General features: G+C 67.5%; 21 protein-coding genes. 15 read left to right on the top strand and 6 right to left on the bottom strand.

The genetic code is table 11. The annotated features are described in order from the left end of the window. Positions 1-44: 44 nt before the first annotated feature. On the bottom strand, positions 45-1,697 hold the full coding sequence (locus NDI89_RS06570; RefSeq protein ID WP_277520718.1) for a long-chain fatty acid--CoA ligase: 1,653 nt from the start codon (positions 1,695-1,697) through the stop codon (positions 45-47). A 259-nt stretch (positions 1,698-1,956) separates the two neighbouring features. Further along, on the bottom strand, positions 1,957-2,625 hold the full coding sequence (locus tag NDI89_RS06565; RefSeq protein WP_277520717.1) for an SDR family oxidoreductase: 669 nt from the start codon (positions 2,623-2,625) through the stop codon (positions 1,957-1,959). Between the two features lie 134 nt (positions 2,626-2,759). Between NDI89_RS06565 and NDI89_RS06560 the strand changes: the two genes are divergently transcribed. Together NDI89_RS06560 and NDI89_RS06555 are read left to right on the top strand one after the other, a co-directional pair. After that, positions 2,760-3,806: a phytoene/squalene synthase family protein gene (locus NDI89_RS06560; RefSeq protein ID WP_277520716.1), complete on the top strand. Its 1,047-nt coding sequence runs from the start codon at positions 2,760-2,762 to the stop codon at positions 3,804-3,806. Positions 3,807-4,124: 318 nt separating this feature from the next. Beyond that, positions 4,125-4,547, top strand: a complete 423-nt coding sequence (locus NDI89_RS06555) for a thiol-disulfide oxidoreductase DCC family protein (RefSeq protein ID WP_277520715.1) — start codon at positions 4,125-4,127, stop codon at positions 4,545-4,547. A gap of 27 nt (positions 4,548-4,574) precedes the next feature. Here the strand turns inward: NDI89_RS06555 and NDI89_RS06550 are convergent, their stop codons facing one another. Next, complete coding sequence (locus NDI89_RS06550) at positions 4,575-5,858, bottom strand: hypothetical protein (RefSeq protein ID WP_277520714.1); 1,284 nt, start codon at positions 5,856-5,858, stop codon at positions 4,575-4,577. A 105-nt stretch (positions 5,859-5,963) separates the two neighbouring features. After that, positions 5,964-6,818 carry a 3-hydroxyacyl-CoA dehydrogenase family protein gene (locus NDI89_RS06545; RefSeq protein ID WP_277520712.1) on the bottom strand — a complete coding sequence of 285 codons (855 nt, stop codon included), beginning with the start codon at positions 6,816-6,818 and terminating at the stop codon, positions 5,964-5,966. A gap of 136 nt (positions 6,819-6,954) precedes the next feature. On the opposite strand from NDI89_RS06545, the gene NDI89_RS06540 reads away from it, so the two are divergent. Continuing rightward, complete coding sequence (locus NDI89_RS06540) at positions 6,955-7,248, top strand: hypothetical protein (RefSeq protein WP_277520710.1); 294 nt, start codon at positions 6,955-6,957, stop codon at positions 7,246-7,248. A 57-nt stretch (positions 7,249-7,305) separates the two neighbouring features. After that, positions 7,306-7,458, top strand: a complete 153-nt coding sequence (locus NDI89_RS06535) for an AbrB/MazE/SpoVT family DNA-binding domain-containing protein (RefSeq protein WP_226005764.1) — start codon at positions 7,306-7,308, stop codon at positions 7,456-7,458. 82 nt (positions 7,459-7,540) lie between these two features. Here the strand turns inward: NDI89_RS06535 and NDI89_RS06530 are convergent, their stop codons facing one another. Both NDI89_RS06530 and NDI89_RS06525 read right to left on the bottom strand, forming a co-directional pair. Beyond that, positions 7,541-8,212 (bottom strand): nucleotidyltransferase family protein, encoded by a 672-nt coding sequence (locus tag NDI89_RS06530; protein ID WP_277520708.1) that lies wholly within the window; start codon positions 8,210-8,212, stop codon positions 7,541-7,543. Then, a complete protein-coding gene (locus NDI89_RS06525) occupies positions 8,209-9,438 on the bottom strand; it encodes a molybdopterin molybdotransferase MoeA (protein WP_277520707.1) in 1,230 nt (409 codons plus the stop codon). Before NDI89_RS06525 ends, NDI89_RS06530 begins: the two co-directional genes overlap by 4 nt. A gap of 164 nt (positions 9,439-9,602) precedes the next feature. Here NDI89_RS06525 and NDI89_RS06520 point away from each other — a divergent pair, with 164 nt between their 5' ends. From NDI89_RS06520 to NDI89_RS06470, 11 genes are all read left to right on the top strand, one after another. Then, entirely contained in the window at positions 9,603-10,196 is a 594-nt protein-coding gene (locus NDI89_RS06520) for an SRPBCC family protein (RefSeq protein ID WP_277520706.1), read from the top strand. Then, complete coding sequence (locus tag NDI89_RS06515) at positions 10,193-11,080, top strand: FAD binding domain-containing protein (RefSeq protein WP_277520705.1); 888 nt, start codon at positions 10,193-10,195, stop codon at positions 11,078-11,080. The genes NDI89_RS06520 and NDI89_RS06515 overlap by 4 nt, the downstream gene beginning before the upstream one ends. Further along, on the top strand, positions 11,077-11,736 hold the full coding sequence (locus tag NDI89_RS06510; protein ID WP_277520704.1) for a (2Fe-2S)-binding protein: 660 nt from the start codon (positions 11,077-11,079) through the stop codon (positions 11,734-11,736). The genes NDI89_RS06515 and NDI89_RS06510 overlap by 4 nt, the downstream gene beginning before the upstream one ends. Beyond that, the gene (locus NDI89_RS06505) at positions 11,733-14,216 is read left to right on the top strand and encodes an aerobic carbon-monoxide dehydrogenase large subunit (RefSeq protein ID WP_277520703.1); all 2,484 of its coding nucleotides are present in this window, start codon (positions 11,733-11,735) and stop codon (positions 14,214-14,216) included. The genes NDI89_RS06510 and NDI89_RS06505 overlap by 4 nt, the downstream gene beginning before the upstream one ends. Before the next feature lie 130 nt (positions 14,217-14,346). Then, positions 14,347-15,507: an XdhC family protein gene (locus tag NDI89_RS06500; protein WP_277520702.1), complete on the top strand. Its 1,161-nt coding sequence runs from the start codon at positions 14,347-14,349 to the stop codon at positions 15,505-15,507. Beyond that, complete coding sequence (locus tag NDI89_RS06495) at positions 15,504-16,535, top strand: AAA family ATPase (protein WP_277520701.1); 1,032 nt, start codon at positions 15,504-15,506, stop codon at positions 16,533-16,535. The genes NDI89_RS06500 and NDI89_RS06495 overlap by 4 nt, the downstream gene beginning before the upstream one ends. Further along, complete coding sequence (locus tag NDI89_RS06490; RefSeq protein ID WP_277520700.1) at positions 16,535-17,953, top strand: VWA domain-containing protein; 1,419 nt, start codon at positions 16,535-16,537, stop codon at positions 17,951-17,953. Before NDI89_RS06495 ends, NDI89_RS06490 begins: the two co-directional genes overlap by 1 nt. Continuing rightward, positions 17,950-18,852: a Rossmann-like domain-containing protein gene (locus NDI89_RS06485; protein ID WP_277520699.1), complete on the top strand. Its 903-nt coding sequence runs from the start codon at positions 17,950-17,952 to the stop codon at positions 18,850-18,852. The genes NDI89_RS06490 and NDI89_RS06485 overlap by 4 nt, the downstream gene beginning before the upstream one ends. Next, on the top strand, positions 18,849-20,018 hold the full coding sequence (locus tag NDI89_RS06480) for an XdhC family protein (protein ID WP_277520698.1): 1,170 nt from the start codon (positions 18,849-18,851) through the stop codon (positions 20,016-20,018). Before NDI89_RS06485 ends, NDI89_RS06480 begins: the two co-directional genes overlap by 4 nt. After that, on the top strand, positions 20,002-20,274 hold the full coding sequence (locus tag NDI89_RS06475; RefSeq protein ID WP_277520697.1) for a DUF2061 domain-containing protein: 273 nt from the start codon (positions 20,002-20,004) through the stop codon (positions 20,272-20,274). The genes NDI89_RS06480 and NDI89_RS06475 overlap by 17 nt, the downstream gene beginning before the upstream one ends. After that, on the top strand, positions 20,271-20,603 hold the full coding sequence (locus NDI89_RS06470) for a hypothetical protein (RefSeq protein WP_277520696.1): 333 nt from the start codon (positions 20,271-20,273) through the stop codon (positions 20,601-20,603). The genes NDI89_RS06475 and NDI89_RS06470 overlap by 4 nt, the downstream gene beginning before the upstream one ends. Positions 20,604-20,666: the final 63 nt, after the last annotated feature.

Raw genomic sequence — 20,666 nt, 5'->3', positions numbered from 1 at the left:
TCCCGGTACGAACGCCGCGTCACAAAAAATCGCAGCCGACGGCCTCAGTTACCGTCCGGCGCGGCGTCTTCCGGAACCTGCCCCTCGACGAGGGACTGGTCGGCGTACTCCTCGCGGATGTCCTTCTTCGAGAACTTGCCCGTCGCCGTCTTGGGCACCTCCTTGATGAACTCGATCTCGTCCGGCAGCCACCACTTGGGATACTCGTCGGCGAGCATCTCGTTGATCTCGGTGACGAGCGTCTCGCGGTCCGCACCCTCGGCCGGAACGACGAACGCGACCGGTCGTTCCTGCCAGCGCTCGTGGGGCACGCCGACGACGGCCGCCTCTGCGACGTCGTCGTGGGCCATGATCGCGTTCTCGAGTTCGACCGACGAGATCCACTCGCCGCCCGATTTGATCACGTCCTTCTCCCGGTCGACGATCTTGAGGTAGCCGTCCTCGTCGACGGTGACGACGTCGCCGGTCTTGAGCCAGCCGTCCTCGAAGTCCTCCTCGTTCGCTTCGGGCCGCTTGAAGTACTCCTTGGTCACCCACGGGCCGCGGATCCACAGTTCGCCGAACTCCGTGCCGTCCCAGGCGATCTCCTCGCCGTCTTCGTCGATGACCTTGAACTCGAGGCCGGGAACGACGAGTCCCTGCTTGCCTCGTTTTTCGACTTGCGTGTCGTAGTCGGCGTCCTCGAGGTCGGATTTGAGGTGGGACACCGAACCGATCGGGGACATCTCGGTCATCCCCCAGGCGTGGAGCACCTCGACGCCCTGCGTGTCGAACCACTCGATCATCGACTTCGGCGCGGCCGAGCCGCCGACGATCACGGTGTCGAGCGTCGAGAGGTCGACCTCGTTCTCCGAGCAGTACTCCATCAGGCCCAGCCAGACGGTGGGGACGCCCGCGCTGATCGTCACGCCCTCGTTTTCGATGAGGTTCGCGAGGTCCTCGGGCTCGGGAGAGGGGCCGGGGAAGACCTGCTTGGCGCCCCCTGCGGTCGCCGTAAACGGCATCCCCCAGGCGTTGACGTGGAACATCGGCACGACGGGCATGACCACGTCGTCGTCGGCCATCGGGATCCCCTGTGGCGTCTGGGTCGCCATCGTGTGACTCCAGAGCATCTGCTGGGTGTACTCGACGCCCTTCGGGTTGCCGGTCGTCCCCGAGGTGTAACACATCCCCGCGGGCTGCTCCTCGTCGACGTCGGGCCAGTCGTACTCCGGCTCGTGGCCCTCGATGAAGGACTCGTAGGGGGTCGCCTCGAGGTCGTCGGCCGGCTGGCTGCCCATGACGACGAAGTCGACGTCGTCGAACTCGTCGTCGGCGTCGGCGACGGCGCCCGCGAGCTTCGGTGCGAGCGACTGGTCGACGAAGATCAGTTCGTCGTCGGCGTTGTCGACGATGAACTGAATGTGCGCGTCGGGGAGGAGCGGATTGATCGTGTGCAGTTGCGCGCCGATCGACGGCACGGCGAAATACGTCTCGAAGTGGCGGGAGTGGTTCCAACAGAACGTTCCGACCCGGTCACCCTCCTCGATCCCGTACTCGTCGAGGGCGTTCGCGAGCTGGCTCGTTCGATCCTCGTACTCGCTGTAGGTGTATCGCTGCATCCCGTCGTGATTCCGAGAGACGATCTCCGTGTCGGAATACAGCTTGCTCGCTCGCCACAAAAACGGCCGAAGTGTCTGGTCTGTACCTGCTGGCATCTCGTCTCATACTGTGGCACAAAGACTGTATTATTCTTTCCATACATATGCTGCTGGCTCCGTAGAGACATCGTCATCCCAGACTCTCGAGGGGGTGAAACCCAGAGTGACAGCATACCTGACAGGTGTCTCCCGGCCGTTTTCAGAGCGACCGTGGTAGTCACGACAGCGGTCGGTTATCCGACCGCTCCGTGCGAGCCGAGTCGGGCGTTCCGCCGGACGGCACGGAGCCGTACGCCACGACCGCTTCGCAATCGATTCACTGCGAGCCGACCGTCTCGAGGGCCGCCTCGATCGACTCGTCTCCGGACAGAATTTCGAACGTCTCCCCGTGGAGGGATTCGACGTCGATAGCGGTCACGAGCGTCTCGGCGACGTCTTCGCGTGGGATGTCGCCGGAGCCGAGCTCGAGCCCGGTCCCCGCCCGAATCTCGCCGGTTCCGGGTTCGGTGGTCAACTCGCCCGGGCGAACGATCGTCGAGACCGGGTCGCTGTTTCGGAGGTATTCGTCGGCCTCGGCTTTCGCGATCAGGTAGTCTCGAAGCGGTTCGGGGCCGGCGTCGGGGTCATCGGCACCCATCGAACTGAGCATGACGAACCGGTCGACGCCCGCTTCGGTCGCCGCGTCGATCAGGCGGATGGCTCCGTCGCGGTCGACGCCGTAGACGTCCTCGCCGCCGGAACCGGCCGCGAAGACAACCGCGTCACAGCCCTCGACCGCGTGATCGACCGTTTCGGTCAGGTCCGCCACGACCGGCTCCCCGCCCAGTCGTTCCATCTCGTCGGCCTGCGACGCCTCGCGGATCATCGCTCGGGCGGTGTCGCCACGCTCGGCGAGCGATTCCGTCACGTGTCGTCCGACCTGTCCGTTTGCCCCGGCGACGAGTACGGTTCGAGTCACGGGCGCGGCTTCGACCCCCGATCCCATACGAATTTCGTCGGCTATCGACGGGACGAACGGGGGTCACGCGATCCGTCTGCGGCCCCCGTTCGACACCGATCGGAAGATCACGCCGCGACCGCGGCGTTTTTCCCGGATGCTAACCAAACTAACTCGAGTAGATGACCACGGGCCAGACCGAATCCACAACTGACGCCGACCTCGAGTGGTGTTACGACGCCGTTCACGGCGTTTCGCGGACTTTTTCGATTACGATCGATCGGCTCGAGGAGCCGATGGCGAGACATATCTGTATCGGCTACCTCCTCTGTCGAATCGCCGACACGATCGAGGACGCGGGACACATCCCGCCGGAGACGCAGACCGAACTGCTCGCGGAGTACGATCGGTTGCTCGATCCGGAGTCGGCGGGTTCGGTCGGAGCCTTCATGGAGGATGTCGAGCCGTGGATTCCCGAGGATCGAAACGACGACTGGGAGGTCGTCGCGGAGACGCCCCGGGTGTTGCGAACGTTCGAATCGCTCGACGAGGAGCCCCGGGAAATCATGCGGGAACCGGTCCGCGAACTCGTCGACGGAATGGCGATGTTCACGGATCGGTACGCCACCGAGGGCGGCCTGCGCCTGCAGACGATCGAGGAACTCGAGGAGTACTGCTGGTACGCCGCCGGGACCGTCGGCACCCTGATCACGGGGCTGGTCGCCCGCGGGACCTCACAGGAGCGAGCGACGGAGATGCGGGAGAACGCCCGTTCGTTCGCGCTGCTCCTCCAGCTGGTCAACATCGCGAAGGACGTCCAGGACGATTATCACGAGGAAAACAACGTCTATCTCCCCGCCGAGTGGCTCGCGGCGGAGGACGTCGACGTCGAGGCGGTCACCGACGAGGCCCACCACGGTGGCGTCACGAACGTCATCAACCGGGTGACAGGCCGCGCCGAACGCTACCTCGACGACGCCCAGCGCTACCTCGAAGTCGTCCCGGAACAGCACGGCAACCGACTCTCCGCGTGGGCGATTCCGTACCTGCTCGCGGTCGGGACCCTCCGTGAACTTCGCGAACGCCCCGAGGACGTCGTCCGCGAGGGCGACGTCAAGGTGTCTCGCGCGGAAGTGTTCGCCCTCCTCCAGCAGTTCGAAGAGGGCGTCTCTCGCTCGCGACTCGAGGAGCTCCGGCGCACGATGTCGGAACGGCCGCTCCATCAGTGACCGATCGGTGCTGACACGGGGAGTCCGTCCGGCGAGCCCGAGCGGCCACCCAGAGCCGATACCGGTGCGGCGTCGCGCTGTGTCCCCTGCTGTTGTTTCTTTCAGTTACGCTGCTTCCGCTCGAGTTCAGTACCTCGAACTCGATCGGGGGTGTCCGGTCCTCTCGATCGATACCGGCTGTACGCAAGGCCTGATCCGCCTCGAGGGCGAGGGCGAAGCGCCGACGACGGAGACTGTCCTCGAGCGGTCGTGTCCGACAGCGGTTGCCACCGATGACCGGAACGCTGAATTGGGGCCGGCCCCGAATCACCGTAACCGATGAGCGAGGAGATCCCCGACGACAACCCGATCGTCCTGTTCGACGGCGTCTGCAACCTCTGTAACGGGTTCGTCCAGTTCATCCTCCCGCGGGATACGGATGGGGTCTTTCGCTTCGCCTCGTTGCAGTCCGACGTGGGAACCGAGTTGCTCGCCGAGCACGGTCTCCCGACCGACGAACTCGAGTCGATCGTCCTGATCGAGGAGGACGACTGCTACGTGAAGTCGGACGCGGTCATTCGAATCGCGAGACGCCTCGGCGGCGTCTACGCGCTCCTCGGACCGTCCCGGTTCCTGCCGCGTCGGTTTCGGGACTTTTGCTACGACTTCGTCGCCGCCCGCCGCTATCGCTGGTTCGGCAAGAAAGACCAGTGTGCGATGCCGCCGGCCGACGTCGACGTCAACGCTCGGTTCCTCGAGTGACGGCGTACTGATCCGCAATGCGTGTGGTTACTCGTCGTCGACAGCGAGGCGTCGACCCAGTAGCGCGAGCGGGTAGCCGAAGATGGCGACGCTGACGACCCACGGCAACAGCAAGAGACCGAACACGGCCGGTCCGAATCCGAACACGGAAACGGGGGCGACGGTTGCGACCGCAGCGATCGGCGTGAGCGCGGCGACGACGACGAGACCGATCGGCGTCCGGCCGCGCTCGGTCGCGTGACCGATCGGGAGGCAGAGTGCGGTGGCCAGACCGAAAAGGGGCGGGAACGGGTACACTGGCGGACCGACGAGCAGGAGTGTGAGCCCCACGGCGGCCATCGTCGCGAGTACGGAGAGCCCGGCGAACTCCCGAGTCCCGAATCGGTCTCCGAGACGTCGCGCTGCACTTCCGAAAAGGGCGTACCCGACTCCGAGCGAGGCCAGCGCGACGGCACCCGGTGCGAAACCGCCACCGCTCGAGGCCGCGCCGACGACGAGAAAACCACCGGCACCGACAGCCCCGACTGCGACGATCATCCGTTCGAGTTCCCTCGCGTCGAACGCCGCGCTCCCCCAGTCGAGACGACCGATCGCGATGCCGGTACCCGCGATCAACAGTCCGGGGACGATTCCACCGCTCACGCCGTGATAGAGCGCCGTCGGACCGATCTCGAGACCGATCGTCGCGTACCCCCTCGCGGTGTCGAGGACGCCGCCGCTACCGTAGGTGACGTACGTCTGATCGTCGAATTCGTCGCCGGTCCACGTGGCGGCGTTCCCGTCGACGTCGGCGTCGGAGACGCGATTCGTGATCGTCGTCCCGTCGGGTGTGTGGATCGTCACTCGCTCGGCCACTATCTCGTAGCGCGTGAGCGAGGTTCCGGTCTTAAAGTAGTCGAGGAGCCAGGTGTCTCCGACGCCCCGTTCGGCCACGTCGTCTACGGTGTAGTTCACGACGACCGCGTCTCCCTCGAGCGTCGGCTCGACGTCCCGAACGTCACCCGCTGCCGCGTGGTATCGCGCCCAGGCGTCGTCGACCGCGGCCTCGAGTGCGGTCGCGTTCGTCCGATATCGTTCGGCAGCCGATTCGGTGACGGGCACGCGAGCGTGCCATCGCGAGTCGCCGGCCTCGTCGACGTAGATATCGAGCGTACCCTGACCCGTCGCGCCGCTGATTTCGGCGTCGTTCGCGGTCCCAGGGCCGCAGACGCCACAGAGTTGCGATGGTGGTGGTGCGGCGACGGCGGTGACGCCGGCCACTCCGAGGGCGGCACAACAACAGAGGGCAACCACGAGGCGGGTCGTTCGCATCGTCTCGACACTCGAGTATCAAAAACAAATAATTTACTCCGTTCGAGCGGTCCGTGAAACCCGTGGCCCCGACGTTTCAGCCGGAGAGAGCCGTCGAGACGCGAGTCATTCGTACTCGTAGAACCCCGTCCCGGTCTTCTTTCCGAGGTCGCCGGCCTCGACCTTTCGTTTGAGGAGGTAGGCGGGCTTGTATCGGTCGCCCAGCTCCTCGTAGAGTGTCTCCGAGGCGTGGAGGCAGACGTCGAGCCCGATGTGATCAGCCAGCGTCAGCGGCCCCATCGGGACGTTCGTCCCGAGTTCCATTCCCGTGTCGATGTCCTCCTTCGAGGCGACGTCCTCGTCGTACGCGCGAATCCCCTCGTTGATCCAGGGCATCAGGATGCGGTTGGTGACGAAGCCGGGCTTGTCGTCGGCCTCCCAGGTCGTCTTCCCGAGGTCTTCGGCGAGCCGGTGGGCCAGCTCGGTCGCGTCGTCGGTCGTCTTCTCGCCGACGACGACCTCGACCCCCTCCATGATCGGGACGGGGTTCATGAAGTGCAGTCCGATCACCCGCTCGGGATGCTCGAGGTCGCTCGCGATCGAGGTGATCGAGAGCGTGCTCGTGTTCGTCGCCAGCAGGACGTCCGGCTCGCAGACCCGCTCGAGGTCGGCGAAGATGCTCTGTTTGACGTCCAGTTCTTCGAGGGCGGCCTCGACGACGAGGTCGCAGTCCCCGAGGTCATCGAGGTGGGTCGTTCCCTCGATTCGATCGCGGATCGTCGCGGGTTCCTCCTCGAGATCGCCACGATTTGCGAGTCGTCCGAGGCTGTCGTCGATGGTGTCGAATCCGTTCTCGACGAACTCCCGTTCGATGTCGCGCATGACGACGTCGTAGCCGTCTGTCGCCGCGACCTGTGCGATGCCGCTGCCCATCGTTCCCGCGCCGACGACGCCGATCCGATCGATCTGCTCGCGAACCATACGCCACGTATACCGAAGACCGGCGTAAGGCTGGCGGTGGACGCCGGTGCCGTCCACCGTGGGATCGGCGATGTTGAGAGACCGCTTGCACGTTTCCGTCAGAAACTATAACAACGTCGCCCTCGAGGTACCCCTCATGTGTCGGGAAACGAAGCGCGAGCCGGCGTGGGTGTCCGCCATCCGGCTGGCGTTCCTTCGCGGGCAGGTCGACGTCGACGGCGTGATGGAAGAGGCGAATCTGATACCCGGCCGCGAGGGGACGGTTCGAGACGTCCTCTCGACGATGGCGGACCGAAACCTCCTCGAACCCGTCGACGGGGCCGACGACCGGTACGTCCCGGGCCCGGTGCTCGTCGAGTCCGATCGATACGATCTGGACTTCAGCAAGGCGTCCGACGGGGGCGCTCACCGATGGCGCTCGAGCGGCTGATCCACCGCTCTCGCCATAGCGTAAACTATGTATCGACTAGGCGTGTACGTGCCGATAATGGGCAATCTCACGGATACGAAAGTCTCGGAAAAGAACCTGACGACGGTCCCGAAACCGGTTCGTAATTTCCTCGACGTCGGCGAAGGAGATCGCATCGAGTGGCACGTCGAAGACGGGAAGATCGTCGTTAAAAAGGTCGAGTCCGAGTAGCGCATCGGTCAGCGCCCGTTCGCGCTCCCCTCTGTGACCGATGCGCACTCGAGTGCCATCCACACGTCCTCGAGCACGCCGCTCAGAGGTCCTCGGGCACGTCGATATCGCGGCGCACGCCGGGGTCGTCGACAGATAGGAGCACGCTCGCATCGTCCTCGAGCAGTATCTCTCGACCGCCGATATCGCCGTCGACGTCGGCGAGCACGTCGAAGAACCGCTCGTCGAACAGGACGGGGTTGCCGCGGCTTCCGTCGAACGCCGCCGCGATCGCGTCCCCGGCGTCCGCGGCGTAAGCGGTCACCAGCGCGTCGATCGTCGTCGGCGAAACGAAGGGCATGTCGCCGAGCGCGACGAGGGCGGCGTCGGGGTCGACATCGTGCCGCCGAACCGCTCGGACACCGGCCCGGAGCGAGGACGCCTGTCCGGTATCGTAGGCCTCGTTGACGACCGTCTCGACCGACAGTCCCTCGAGCGCGGCCCGAACCCGATCGGCCTCGTGGCCGAGGACGACGACGACCGGGTCGACGTCGCTCTCGAGGAGGGTTCGCGCGGCGTGGCGGACCACCGGCTCACCGTCGACCGTCGCCAGCAGCTTGTTCGCCGCACCGAAGCGGGTGCTCGTCCCGGCGGCGAGCAACACGCCGGCGACCGTCGGCGACCCGGACTCACCGGATAGCGCCGCCGGCTCGAGGATCGGGAGGTCGCCGGTCGCGGGCCGTTCCGAGTCCCCCGCGGAGGGCTCTCCCGTCATCGTTCCAGGACGGGAGAGGGAACGACGGCGACCGTCTCGTCGGCGGCGACGGCCTCGGTCGTCAGGACGAACCCGTCGGCGCGGCTGGCGCGCGTGCTCGAGGAGAGCACGCTCGGGTCGAAGGTCTCCTCGTAGATCGGCAGTGCGGAGTCGGCGTGACCCAGCGGCATCGCAGTGCCGTCCGCTAGCGTGACGGGAATCGCGTAGGTGAAGCCTGGGGTGGCGATTCCGACGTCGCGGGCCATCCGCGCGGACACCGTCGGCAGCGACGCGTCGCCCGTAAAGAACGGGCGAGCGACGAGCGCCGTCACCAGATAGGCACCGACCGGCTTTCCGGGGACCGCGATCGCCACTGCGTCGTGGTCGGGAAGCCGCGCGACGGCGATCGGTTTGCCCGGTCGGAGTCGGACCCGGTGGAACAGCACGTCGCCGAGCTCGGCGAGGGTGCGGATCACGTAGTCCTTGTCGCCGACGCTCGTGCCGCCCGTCGTGACGACGACGTCGTACTCGCGGGCCAGCTCGTCGATTCGCGACTCGACTCGGTCGTTCTCGTCGGGGACCGAGCCTTCGTACGTCGCCTCGTGGCCCCACGAGCGGACGAGACCGGCCAGCATCGGCGAGTCGAGATCCCGGTGGCGCCCCTCGTGGATCTCCGTACCGGTCGCGAGCAGTCCGACCGACGTGCGCTCGCGGACGGCGACGTCGTCGATATCGAGATCGCCGAGCAACAGCGCGTCCTTCGCACCGAGCCGCTCCCCCGCCTCGAACAGTCTCTCCCCCTCGCTGACGTTGCTCCCGCGCTGGTAGACGTACTGGCCGGGCTCGATCGGCGTCCCCGTAAGCCGGCCGTCGTCGACGGTCGCTTCCTCGCGCTTGAGCACCGCGTTCGCCGACCGGGGCAGCGGCGCGCCGGTCGCGATCCGGATCGCCGTGCCGGACTCGAGCGCCGGGGGTTCGTCCTCCGGGTATACCGGGTCGTCGACCACCGTCAGCGGATACTCGTCGGTCGCGTCGAACGCGAAGCCGTCCATCGTCGCGTGACTCTGGGCCGGCACGTCGACCGGGGCGCGGATCGGCTCCGCGAGCGTCCGTCCGGCGACGCCGTCGAGGGAGACGCGTTCCGTCTCGAGGGACGGCAGCCACTCCGTTCGGAGCGCTCGAACCCGGTCAACGGCCGCGTCCAGTTCGATCAGATCGTCGCCGGCATGGGGTTTGTCTCTCGTCATAAACCTAAATAAACGACTAAACGTGTTTGTCGGGAAACACTCATGTTTATCTGTGTGGTAGGGGATATCATGTACTGTGGTAAATAGTATGCACATAGTGCAGGGTTATAAAAGATGACGGCGACCGACACACGACCATCGCGGCTCCGGCGCGGGTGGTCATAATGGAGTTCGACGGGGAGTTCGAACTCGAGGACGTTCCGCCGGAGAAAGCGTGGGTCGTCCTCTCGGACCCGATCGCCGTCCGAAATTCGCTGAAGGGGTGTCAGTACATCACCCCGATGGACGACGACTTCAGCTACGACGACTACGAGGCCGACGAGGACGCGGAGACGCTCCCCGAGGCCGATCCGGAGGCCGTCGCCGCGCGGGCGTTCGTCGAGGGCCAGGAGTACGCCGCGCTGATGCAGGTCGGCGTCGGGAGCGTCAAGCCCCGCTTCGAGACGTCGGTGACGATCGAGGAACGCGACGAGGAGAACTTCATCATGACCGCGACGGGAACGGGAACCGCCAGCGGCAGTAGCTTCAGCATGGAGTCGGGAATGCAGATCCACCCGCTCGAGGACGGCGAGGGATCGCGAATCGAGTGGTGGACCGAGGCAGACATCTCGGGACGCATCGCCCAGCTCGGCTCGCGGGTCATCAACCCGGTCGCCAACAAGATCGTGAACAACTTCTTCAGCGACATCGAGACACAGATGAGCGACGTCGACGAGACGGATTCGGGCATCACGGACCGGATCCGCGGGATGCTATGAAACCGGCACAGTTCGAGACCCACGAGCCGAATACCGTCGAGGAGGCCGTGAGTCTGCTCGAGAGCCTCGACGATCGGGCGATCCTGGCCGGCGGGCAGAGCATGGTACCGATGCTCCGGTTTCGGCTCGCCGTTCCGGAGACCGTGATCGACATCAACGCCATCGACGGGCTGGACTACCTCGAGGAGGACGACGGCTGGCTCAGGATCGGCGCGCTCGCGCGCCACGCCGACGTCGAGGAGTCCGATCTGATCGACGAGCAGTACGGCAGTTTCGCGGATACAGCCCCGCTGGTTGCAGACCCCCAGATCAGGAACCGCGGCACGGTCGCCGGCGCGATCGCGCAGGCGGATCCGAAAGGCGACTGGGGGAGCGTCCTGCTCGCCCACGAGGGCGAAATCGTCGCGCAGGGCCCGGACGGCGAGCGGGTCATCCCCGCCGAGGACTTCTTCCTGTTGCCGTACGACACGACCCTCGACGAGAACGAGCTCATCACCGAGATCCGAGTCCCGACACCGGCCCCACGCGAGGGTAGTGCCTACCACAAGCTCAAACGGAAGGTCGGCGACTACGCGATGGCCGGTTCGGCCGCGCGGCTCGTCCTCGACGAGGACGGCCGGATCGAGACCGCCGACGTCGGTCTCACGGCCGTCGACATCACGAACGTCCGGGCGACCGACGCCGAGGACCACCTCGAGGGCGAGCGGCCCGGCAGCGAGGTGTTCAAACGCGCCGGCGAGCTGGCGGCCGAGCAGTCCAACCCCGAATCGGACGAGCACGGCGACGCCGGCTACAAGGAACGCATGGTAAACGTCCTCACCCAGCGCGCGCTCGGCGACGCAGCCGAACGCGCGGGACTGGTCAAACGGAGGGTATCACAGTGACAGACACGCGAGAAATCACGCTGACGGTCAACGGCACCGAACACACGATCGACGTCGAACCGCGGCAGCTGCTCGTCCACGCGATCAGGGAGGAACTGGACCTGACCGGCACGCACATCGGCTGTGACACCGGCAACTGCGGGGCGTGTACCGTCCTCAAGGACGGGAAGCCGATCAAGTCCTGTCTCATGTTCGCCACGCAGGCGGACGGGAGCGAACTGATGACCGTCGAGGGCATGGAGGACCTCCCCGAGGCCGGCGAGGACCTGCACCCGCTGCAGGAGGGGTTCCGCGAGGAACACGGCCTGCAGTGTGGCTACTGTACGCCCGGGATGATCATGTCCGGTAAGGCACTGCTCGATAACAATCCGGACCCGGACGAGGAGGAGATCCGCGAGGCGATCAGCGGCAACCTCTGTCGGTGCACCGGCTACCAGAACATCGTCCGCTCGATCGAGTACGCCGCGGACGAACTCGAGGAGGGAGAGATCGCAGCCGCGGACGGCGGTGTCGTCACGGACGCCGACGGCTCGACGGTCACGCCGGCCGGGCTGACCGACGAGGACGACGAGTTCGACTGCGGCGTCGAGAACTGCTGTGGTGGGCCGACGACCGATCGCGACCACGATTCGATTTCCGGAGGTGAGAGCGAATGAGCAGCGATTCCGAACGATTCGCGGAGGCCGAAGACGGCGGGCCACAGCCCGAGAAACACTGCGGGCACGGCCGCGGCGGGATGGGCGAGGAGGTAAAACGAAAGGAAGACCAGCGCTTCATCACCGGCCGGGGCAACTACGTCGACGACATCAAGAAACCGGGGATGCTCCACTGCGAGATCGTTCGCAGTCCGCACGCACACGCCCGGATCGAGAACATCGACAAGTCGCGGGCGCTGAAGGTCGACGGCGTCGTCGCCGTCCTCACGGCCGAGGACCTGCTCGAGCACGACCTCGCGACGATGCCGACGCTGATGGACGACACGCAGGACGTTCTGGTCAACGACAAGGTCAAGTTCCAGTCCCAGGAGGTCGCGGCGGTCATCGCGACCGACCGGTACACGGCCAAAGACGGGGCCCAGAAGGTCGTCGTCGACTACGACGTGCTCGATCCCGTTATCGGCGCGGACAAGGCGCTCGAGGACGACGCGCCGGTGATCAGGGACGACATCGAGGGCAAGGAGGACAACCACTGCCTCGACTGGGAGACCGGCGACGAGGAGGCCACCGCGAAGGCCTTCGAGGAGGCCGACGTCACGGTCAAGGAGGACATGCTCTACCAGCGGCTCCACCCCGCGCCGATCGAGACCTGCGGAGCGGTCGGGGACTACGATCCCGGCAAGGACAAGCTGACGGTCCACATGACCTCGCAGGCGCCCCACATCCACCGGACGCTGTTCGCGCAGGTCTCGGGGATCCCCGAGCACAAAATCCGGATCGTCAGCCCGGACGTCGGGGGCGGGTTCGGCAACAAGGTGCCGATCTACCCGGGCTACGTCGTCGCCGCCGCGGCGTCGTACGTCTTAGAGGAGCCGGTCAAGTGGGTCGAGGAGCGCTCGGAGAACATCCAGTCGACCGGGTTCGCCCGCGACTACGACATGACCGGCGAGATCGCCGCGACCGAGGACGGCGAGATCCAGGCGGTCCGAACCGACGTGCTGGCCGACCACGGCGCGTTCAACGCCGTCGCCCAGCCCTCGAAGTTCCCCGCCGGGTTCTTCAACATCTTCACCGGGTCGTACGACATCGACACGGCCTACGGGACGCTGACGGCGGCCTACACCAACACCGCGCCGGGCGGGGTGGCCTATCGGTGTTCGTTCCGCGTGACGGAGGCGGTCTACCTCATCGAGCGGATGGTGAAGGTGCTCGCGGACGAACTCGACATGGACCCCGCCGAGGTCCGGCGGAAGAACTTCATCCAGCCCGAGCAGTTCCCCTACGAGAGCGCGACCGGGTGGAACTACGACTCCGGCGACTACGAGAAGGCGCTGGACAAGGCCCTCGAGATGGCCGACTACGATCACTACCGCGAGGAGCAACAGCGCCGGATCGAGGAGGACGCCGACAAGCTCCTCGGCATCGGCGTCTCCTCGTTCACCGAAGTGGTCGGGGCGGGTCCCGGCCAGTCCTGTGACATCGCGGGCGTCGAGATGTTCGACTCCGCCGAGATCCGGGTCCACCCGACCGGCAACGCGACGGTGCGGGTCGGGGTCCAGACCCAGGGTCAGGGCCACGAGACAACGTTCGCGCAGATCGTGGCCGAGGAGCTCGGGATGGACGTCGACGACATCACCGTCGAACACGGCGACACCGACACCGACCCCTACGGCCTCGGCACCTACGGCTCCCGAAGTACGCCGGTCGCGGGCGCGGCGGCCGCCGTCGCCTCCCGGAAAGTACGCGAGAAGGCGAAAGCCATCGCGGCCAACGAACTCGAGGCCGCCGAGGAGGACATCGACTGGGACCGCGAGAGCGGCCAGTTCCACGTCACCGGCGCGCCCGACCGGTCGATCTCGATCACCGAGATCGCCGCCGGCGCGTACATGAACCACCCGAAGAGCGAGGAGCCCGGCCTCGAGGCGATCAACTACTACGACCCGCCGGAGATGACCTACCCCTTCGGCTCGTACATCGTGGTCGTCGAGGTCGACCGCGAGACCGGCGAGGTCGAGTTCGAGAAGTTCGTCGCGGTCGACGACTGCGGGAACCGAATCAACCCGATGATCATCGAGGGCCAGATCCACGGGGGTCTCGCCCAGGGAATCGGGACGGCGATGCTCGAGCACGTCACCTTCGACGACAACGGTAACGTCACCGGCGGCGACTTCATGAACTACCTGCTGCCGACGTCCATGGAGATCCCCGAGTTCGAGACGGGACACACCGTCACGCCGTCGCCCCACCACCCGATCGGGGCGAAGGGCGTCGGCGAATCGCCGACCGTCGGCTCGCCGCCGGCGATCGTCAACGCCGTCGTCGACGCGATGTCTCACGGCGGGATCAGCCACGTCGAGATGCCCATGACGCCCGACACCGTCTGGGAGAAACTCGACGAAGCGGGGCTGTCGATGGATCCCGCCGACAACGTCAGCCTCGAGTTCGACGACCAGCAAAGCGGCGGCACGGCCGACGACTGACTCGAGCGAAGCCCGAATCGCGGACAGCCGCTATCCCGATTTGGTCCGGGGACCGACCCCCGAAATCGGTCGAAACCAGCAGCCTTCCCACCCGCGTTGCGGGTGCCGACGCAGATATGATACCACCGAAATGACGGCAGATACACCAGACGCCGACGACGAGACGACCAGCGATCGAACAGCCGTCGCGACCGACGGCGACCTCGCGGAGCGAGAGCACGCCCTGCGGGACCGCGAGGAGCCCTACGCCCGGGCGACGGTCGTCCGCCGCGAGCCGCCGGTCTCCGCGAACGTCGGCGATCGCGCGCTCGTCACGGCGAACGGCGACCTCCACGGGTGGGTCGGCGGTGCGGCCTGCGCGCAGTCCCGCGTCGCCAGCGAGGCCAGAGCGGCGATCGCCGAGGGCGAACCCCGACTGATCGGCCTCGCACCCGATCCCGACGACGTCGATCGCCCCGGCCTCGCGGCCTTTCCCATGATGTGTCACAGCGAGGGCACCCTCGAGATATTCGTCGAACCGATGATTCCGGCGACGCGGCTCCTCGTCGTAGGCGACTCGCCGATCGCGCGGTCCCTGGTCACGCTGGCGACCGAACTCGACGTGGAGATCGCGGTCGTCGACCCGGACGCGGCCGCGGCCGACCTTCCCGACAGAGCAACCGTGATCTCCACCCTCGAGCCGGACGAGATCGCCGACGCGGTCGGTGCGGGACCGTTCGTCGTCGTCGCCTCGATGGGCGAGTACGATGCCCGCGGCGTCGCCGCCGGCGTGCTCGCGGACGCGCCGTACGTCGGCCTCGTCGCGAGCGATAGCCGCGCGGACGAGGTCGTCGAGCGGGCCGCCGGCCTCCTGGATCGCGATCCCGACGCCGTTCGGGAGGCGGTCACGAACCCGGCCGGCGTCGACATCTCGGCGACCACCGGGCCGGAGATCGCGACGAGCCTGCTCGCCGAACTGATCGACGTCCGGGCCGACAGCGAGACGACCGTCGCGTCCGGGAGCGGCTCGAGCGGCGGATCGGCCGACGGCGAGTCGACCGATGCCGGTGACGCCGACGCGACGGCCGAAGCCCCCGATTCCGGCGGTACTGACGCGACCGACGACTCGACATCGGCCGACGAGCGGGTCACCGATCCCGTCTGCGGGATGGCGGTCGATCCGGCCGACTCCGCGAGCGTCGCCCACGACGGGACGACCTACTACTTCTGTTGTCACGGCTGTGCGGACTCCTTCCGAACCGATCCCGACGAGTATCTCGCGACCGACGAGGAGGCGATGGAATCGGCATGACGGGAGAGACGCCCCGAACGCCCGCCGAGACGCTGTCCGAGTCCGTTATTCGCGAGCGGTTCGAGCGCCAGAACTACGTCGCCGACGACCGCGTGGTCACGACGGTCCAGCTCGCCCTCCAGCTCGGGCGGCCCCTGCTCGTCGAGGGGCCACCGGGCAGCGGGAAGACCGAACTCGGCAAGGTCCTCGCCGAGGGGTTCGACACCGAACTGATCCGGCTCCAGTGTTACGAGGGACTCACCGCCGAGAACGCGCTCTACGAGTGGAATTACACGAAACAGCTGCTCGCGGTGCAGTCGAACGAGGGAACGGTCGCCGGCGGGACCGGACCTGAATCGATGGACGCAATCGATGACGCGAGCGGCGCGGCATCCCATTCCGGCTCCGGAGCCGCCGCCGAGGGGGAGCGCCCCCAGTCCGTTTTCGACGACGAGTTCCTGCTCGAGCGGCCGCTCCTGCGCGCGCTGACCGCCGGCGGGGACCGGTCCCCGGTTCTGTTGATCGACGAGATCGACCGCGCCGACGAGGCCTTCGAGGCCTTCCTGCTCGAGCTCCTCTCGGACTATCAGGTGTCGATTCCGGAACTGGGGACGGTCAGCGCCGAGAATCCGCCGATCGTCGTCCTCACGTCGAACCGAACGCGGGGACTCAGCGACGCGCTCAAGCGGCGGTGTCTGTACCTGCACGTGGACCCGCCGTCGTTCGAGACGGAGTATGAGATCGTCTCCCGCAAGGTGCCGGAACTCGACGGGGCGATCGCGGCCGAAGTCTGTGCCGTCGTCGAACGGCTCCGGGAGGAATCGTTCCTCAAACGGCCGGGCGTGGCGGAGACGCTCGACTGGGCGCGAGCGGTCGCCTCGCTTCGGGCCGACGGCGAGGCCGAATCGCTCTCGACGGACGAAATCGAACGGACGATCGGCTGCCTCCTCAAGGAGGTCGAGGACGTCACGCGCGTCGATACCGAACTGCTGGAGCGCCTGCAGGCGGCCGCGGCCGCCGCCGACGACCGAATCGAACCGACCGACTGATGTCTCCAAATCGGACCCCCTCGAACCCCGTCGACGACGGCTCCCGAGCCGACGCCGAGCGGCGCGTGGTGCGGGGCCTCGACCGAGCGAGCGGGGACGCCGTGCCGGACTTCGAGGGCGCCCGGAAGCACGTCCTGACGGAACTCGTTCGGTTCGTGGGGCGGCTCCGCCGCGAGGGCGCGACGGTGGCGGCGGACGGAACGCTCGAGGCAGCGCGCGCGCTCTCCGTGGTCGGTCTCGCCGACCGGGAGCCCGCCGCGGACGCGCTGCGAGCGACGCTGCTGACCGGCGCGGACGACGGTGCGGTCTTCGACGAGGAGTTTCCGACGTTCTGGCACCGGTTGCGGACCGGAATCGACCGAATCGCGACCCACGAGGGGACTCCCGCGACCGACGGCGACGAGTCCGAGACGGAGCCGGCGGCCGACCTCGAGTCGGACGCCGAGTCCGAGTTCCTGTCCGACGCCGAAGCGTCGACGCCCGACGCGAGCGAGGGGACCGAGAGCGTCGACGTCAGGATTTCGACCGGGCGCCGGCACGCCACCGGCGAAACGGCGGTCGACGCCGCCGACGGCGCCGCGCGTCGGTATAGCGCCGTCGGCGACCGCGAGCCCGTAGCCGCCGACGGCGCCTCGCTGTCCGATAGCGAGGGCGCGGCGATCGACCGGTTCGTCGCCGCGCTCGCGACGATCTCGGGACGGCGCACCCGGCGGGCCGAGCGCGGCGACCGCGTCGACGCACGGCGGGCCCTCCGGGAGAGCCTCGGGACCGGCGGGACCGCGATGGAACTCCCGACGCGCGAACCGGTCCCGAGCGAACTCCGCTGTTGCCTGTTGATCGACGTCAGCGGCTCCGTCCTCGATACCATCGACCGAGACACGCTACTCGCCGTCGCGGAACGGTTACAGGACACCGCTCGCAGGGGCTCAGTCTTCCTGTTCGATACCGACCTGATCGACGCGACCAGGGAGTTCGAGCGTGCGGACGGCGATCCCGCCACCGCGCTCCGAGAGGCCGAGATCGAGTGGGGCGGCGGGACGCGGATCGGCGGCGCGTTCGAGACGCTCCGGCGACGCCACCCCCACGCGGTTGATCGCCGAACCGTCGTCGTCGTGGTCAGCGACGGCCTCGACGTCGGAGACCCGGAAGCCCTCGAGGACGGCGTCACTTGGCTGGCCCGCCGGGCCGACGCGGTCGTCTGGCTCAATCCGCTGGCGGTCTCGCCGGCCTACGAACCCAGCTCGCGGGGCATGGCGACCTGTCTCCCGTACGTCGACGGGCTGTTCGGCTTCGCCGGACCGTCCGATCTCGCCGAGGCCGCGCGACAGCTCGAGCGCCGCGGGACCGACGGGCCGATCGGATACGAACACGATCCGCGGCGGATCGGAGCCGAACCCGACGGAGGCGATGCCGGATGATCGAGCCGATCCTTCCGGCCGTCGTCGACCGTCTCCGGTCGATGAGCGCGCTCGACGGAGCGTGCAGCGAGCGCGTCACGGTCGGGACGGCGGCGGTCATGGTCGAAGCGAGCGTCGGTCCCGCGGACGAGGACGCGGCCGGCGCCGAGGGGACACCCGAGGGCCGACGGAGTGCGGGCCTCGCTCACCGCCCGTCCGGGGGCGCGGGGACCACGATCGCGTTCGAGGAGCCCGCCGACGGCGTCGACCTCGACACGCTCCTCGAGTGGGCGACGCGGCCGCGGAGCGACTCGTCGGGCGAGGCCACCGACGGTTCCGGCGACGGGGAGGCGGAACCGTCGGTCGAGACCGCGCTCGGCGTCGCGGCGGTCAACGCGCTGTCGGCGCCGTTCGTCGACTGGGAGCCGGGCGATCCGATGGCCCTCCTGGACCCGGACGTCGACGTGATCGCGACGGTCGGCCTCTTTCGCCCGGCGTTCCGGAAATTCGCCGACGTCGACGTTCGGGTCATCGAACGGCGGGACGTCGGCACGATCTCGGTACCCGAGAGCGTCCGCGTCACGACGTTCCCGCCGACAGAAGCGAGCGCGGCGATGGCGGACGCCGACGTGATCTTCGTCACGGGTTCCGCGTTCATTTACGGCGGGCTCGAGGCGTATCTCGAGGCCGCACCGGCGACGTCGACGGTGGTCTTGATCGGAGCGACGGCGTCGGTGCTTCCTGCACCGGCGTTCGACGCCGGCGTCGACGTCGTCGCCGGGGCGTCGGTGACCGACCGCGACCGGGTTCGTGAGGCCGTCGAGGCCGGCGCGTGCGGGACGGACTTGCACGATATCGGCGTCCGCAAAGTGTACGCGGTGAACGACCGGGATATCGACTCGTTACAGACCAGACAATGACACGAAGCAACTGGAGCGTTCCGGAGACCGAGGTAGTACAGCGGGTTCACGAGCGACTCGACGCGGCGGGGACGGACGTCCTGGCGACGATCATCGACGTCGAGGGGAACGCGTACCGACGGCCGGGCGCAAAGATGCTCCTCGACGACGCCGGCGAGGGCGTCGGGAGCATTACGGCCGGCTGCCTCGAGGACGAACTGCTCGCGGCGGCGGAGTCCGTCCGCGAACGCGGCCGCCCGGAGCTGGTGACCTACGATCTGATGGAGGGCGACGAGGACGTCTGGGGGCTCGGCGTCGGCTGCAACGGGATCATCGACGTCCTGCTGGAGCCGCTGACCGAGGCCTACCGGCCGGCCGTCGAGGCCTTCGCGGACGGGCGGAACGTCGCCGTCCTCACCGTTCTCGAGGGCCGGAGCGGCCGGCTCGAGGAGGGCGACCGCGCGTACTACCATTCGGAGGAGAAGGGGCTCACGACGCCGACGGGAGCGCCGGCGTCGGAGTGGCCCGCCGAACTCTCGGGGCCGGCGGGCGAGCTGGCCGAGCGCGGCCGCGCCGACGTCGTCGAACTCGAGTCGGAGCGGGGATCGCTCGCGGTCTTCACCGACGGGATCGCCGCGCCGACGGATCTCGTCGTGTTCGGGTCGGGTCACGACGTCGGGCCGGTCACGGAACTGGCCGCGAAGAACGATTTCCGGGTCACCGTGGTCGGCTTCCGCGGGAGCGTCGACCTCGAGGAGCGGTTTCCGGACGCCGACGAGACGCTGACGACCTCGCCGGGAGCCGTCGCCGACGCGATCGATCTCGACGAGCGCACGTACGCGGTCGTCATGTCGCACAACTTCGTCGACGATCGGTTGGCGATCGAGGGGTTACTGGACTCGCCCGTTCCGTACGTCGGCCTGATGGGGCCGGAAAAGCGGTTTCAGGAGATGCTCGCGGCGTTCAAAGACGAAGGGCGGACGTTCGACGAGGCGACGCTGTCGTCGCTGTACACGCCGATCGGGCTCGACCTCGGGGGCGGGTCCCCTTACCAGATCGCACACAGTATCGTCGCGGAGGTACTGGCGGTCTCCAACGATCGGACGCCGCGCCACCTGCGAACCCGAGAGGGGCACATTCACGACCGCGTGACCGTCGAGTCGGAGGGCGATGTCGCTCCGCAGTAGTTCGGTCCTCGCCGGCCAGCCGCTTCAGGGCCGGTCACGGGTGATCGTGAAGACCGTCTGTTATCGGTTCGTCATGCTCTGTATCACGGTCACGATCGCCTGGCTGTTCGTCGGCGACGTCGGCGACGCGCTCAACATCGGGATCGCCGCGAATCTGGTGAAGACGGGGACCTATTACGGCTATGAGCGGCTGTGGGATCGCATCGAGTGGGGCGCTCGGACCACGGGAGCGAGCGGGCCTCGAAACACGCGATGAGCCGCGACAGCTGCCACGGCGACCGCCCGTCTGACTCGAGTTCGAACTGTTCGCTGTGTTCGCTCCCGGCCCCGCGATCGATTACCGATCCGGCGCTCGAGGGTACCTTTTGCTGTCAGGGGTGTCTGACGGTCGCCCGAACGCTCGAGAACGGCGTGCGGTCGTCGTCAGCCTCGCGTACAGAGAAGGGCCGTCGCGGGGACGGTCGGGACGCCGTGGAATCGCCACTGGCCGTCGGGGCGTGGGCCGCCTGGATGCGGGAACCGTGGCGAATCGCGAGTCTCGGTTTCGGTGGCGTTCTCCTGATTCTCGCCGTCGTTGTTCCGTGAATCGCCGGGATCTCTGTGCGGGCCGGTCGCTCGCGGCAGTCCGCCTCGACCGCGACAGATTCT

Origin of the sequence: Natrinema salsiterrestre (assembly GCF_029502005.1) — an archaeon.
GTDB lineage: Archaea > Halobacteriota > Halobacteria > Halobacteriales > Natrialbaceae > Natrinema > Natrinema salsiterrestre.
The sequence above is the reverse complement of the archived record's forward strand: the minus strand, read 5'-3'. Positions and strand labels throughout refer to the sequence as shown.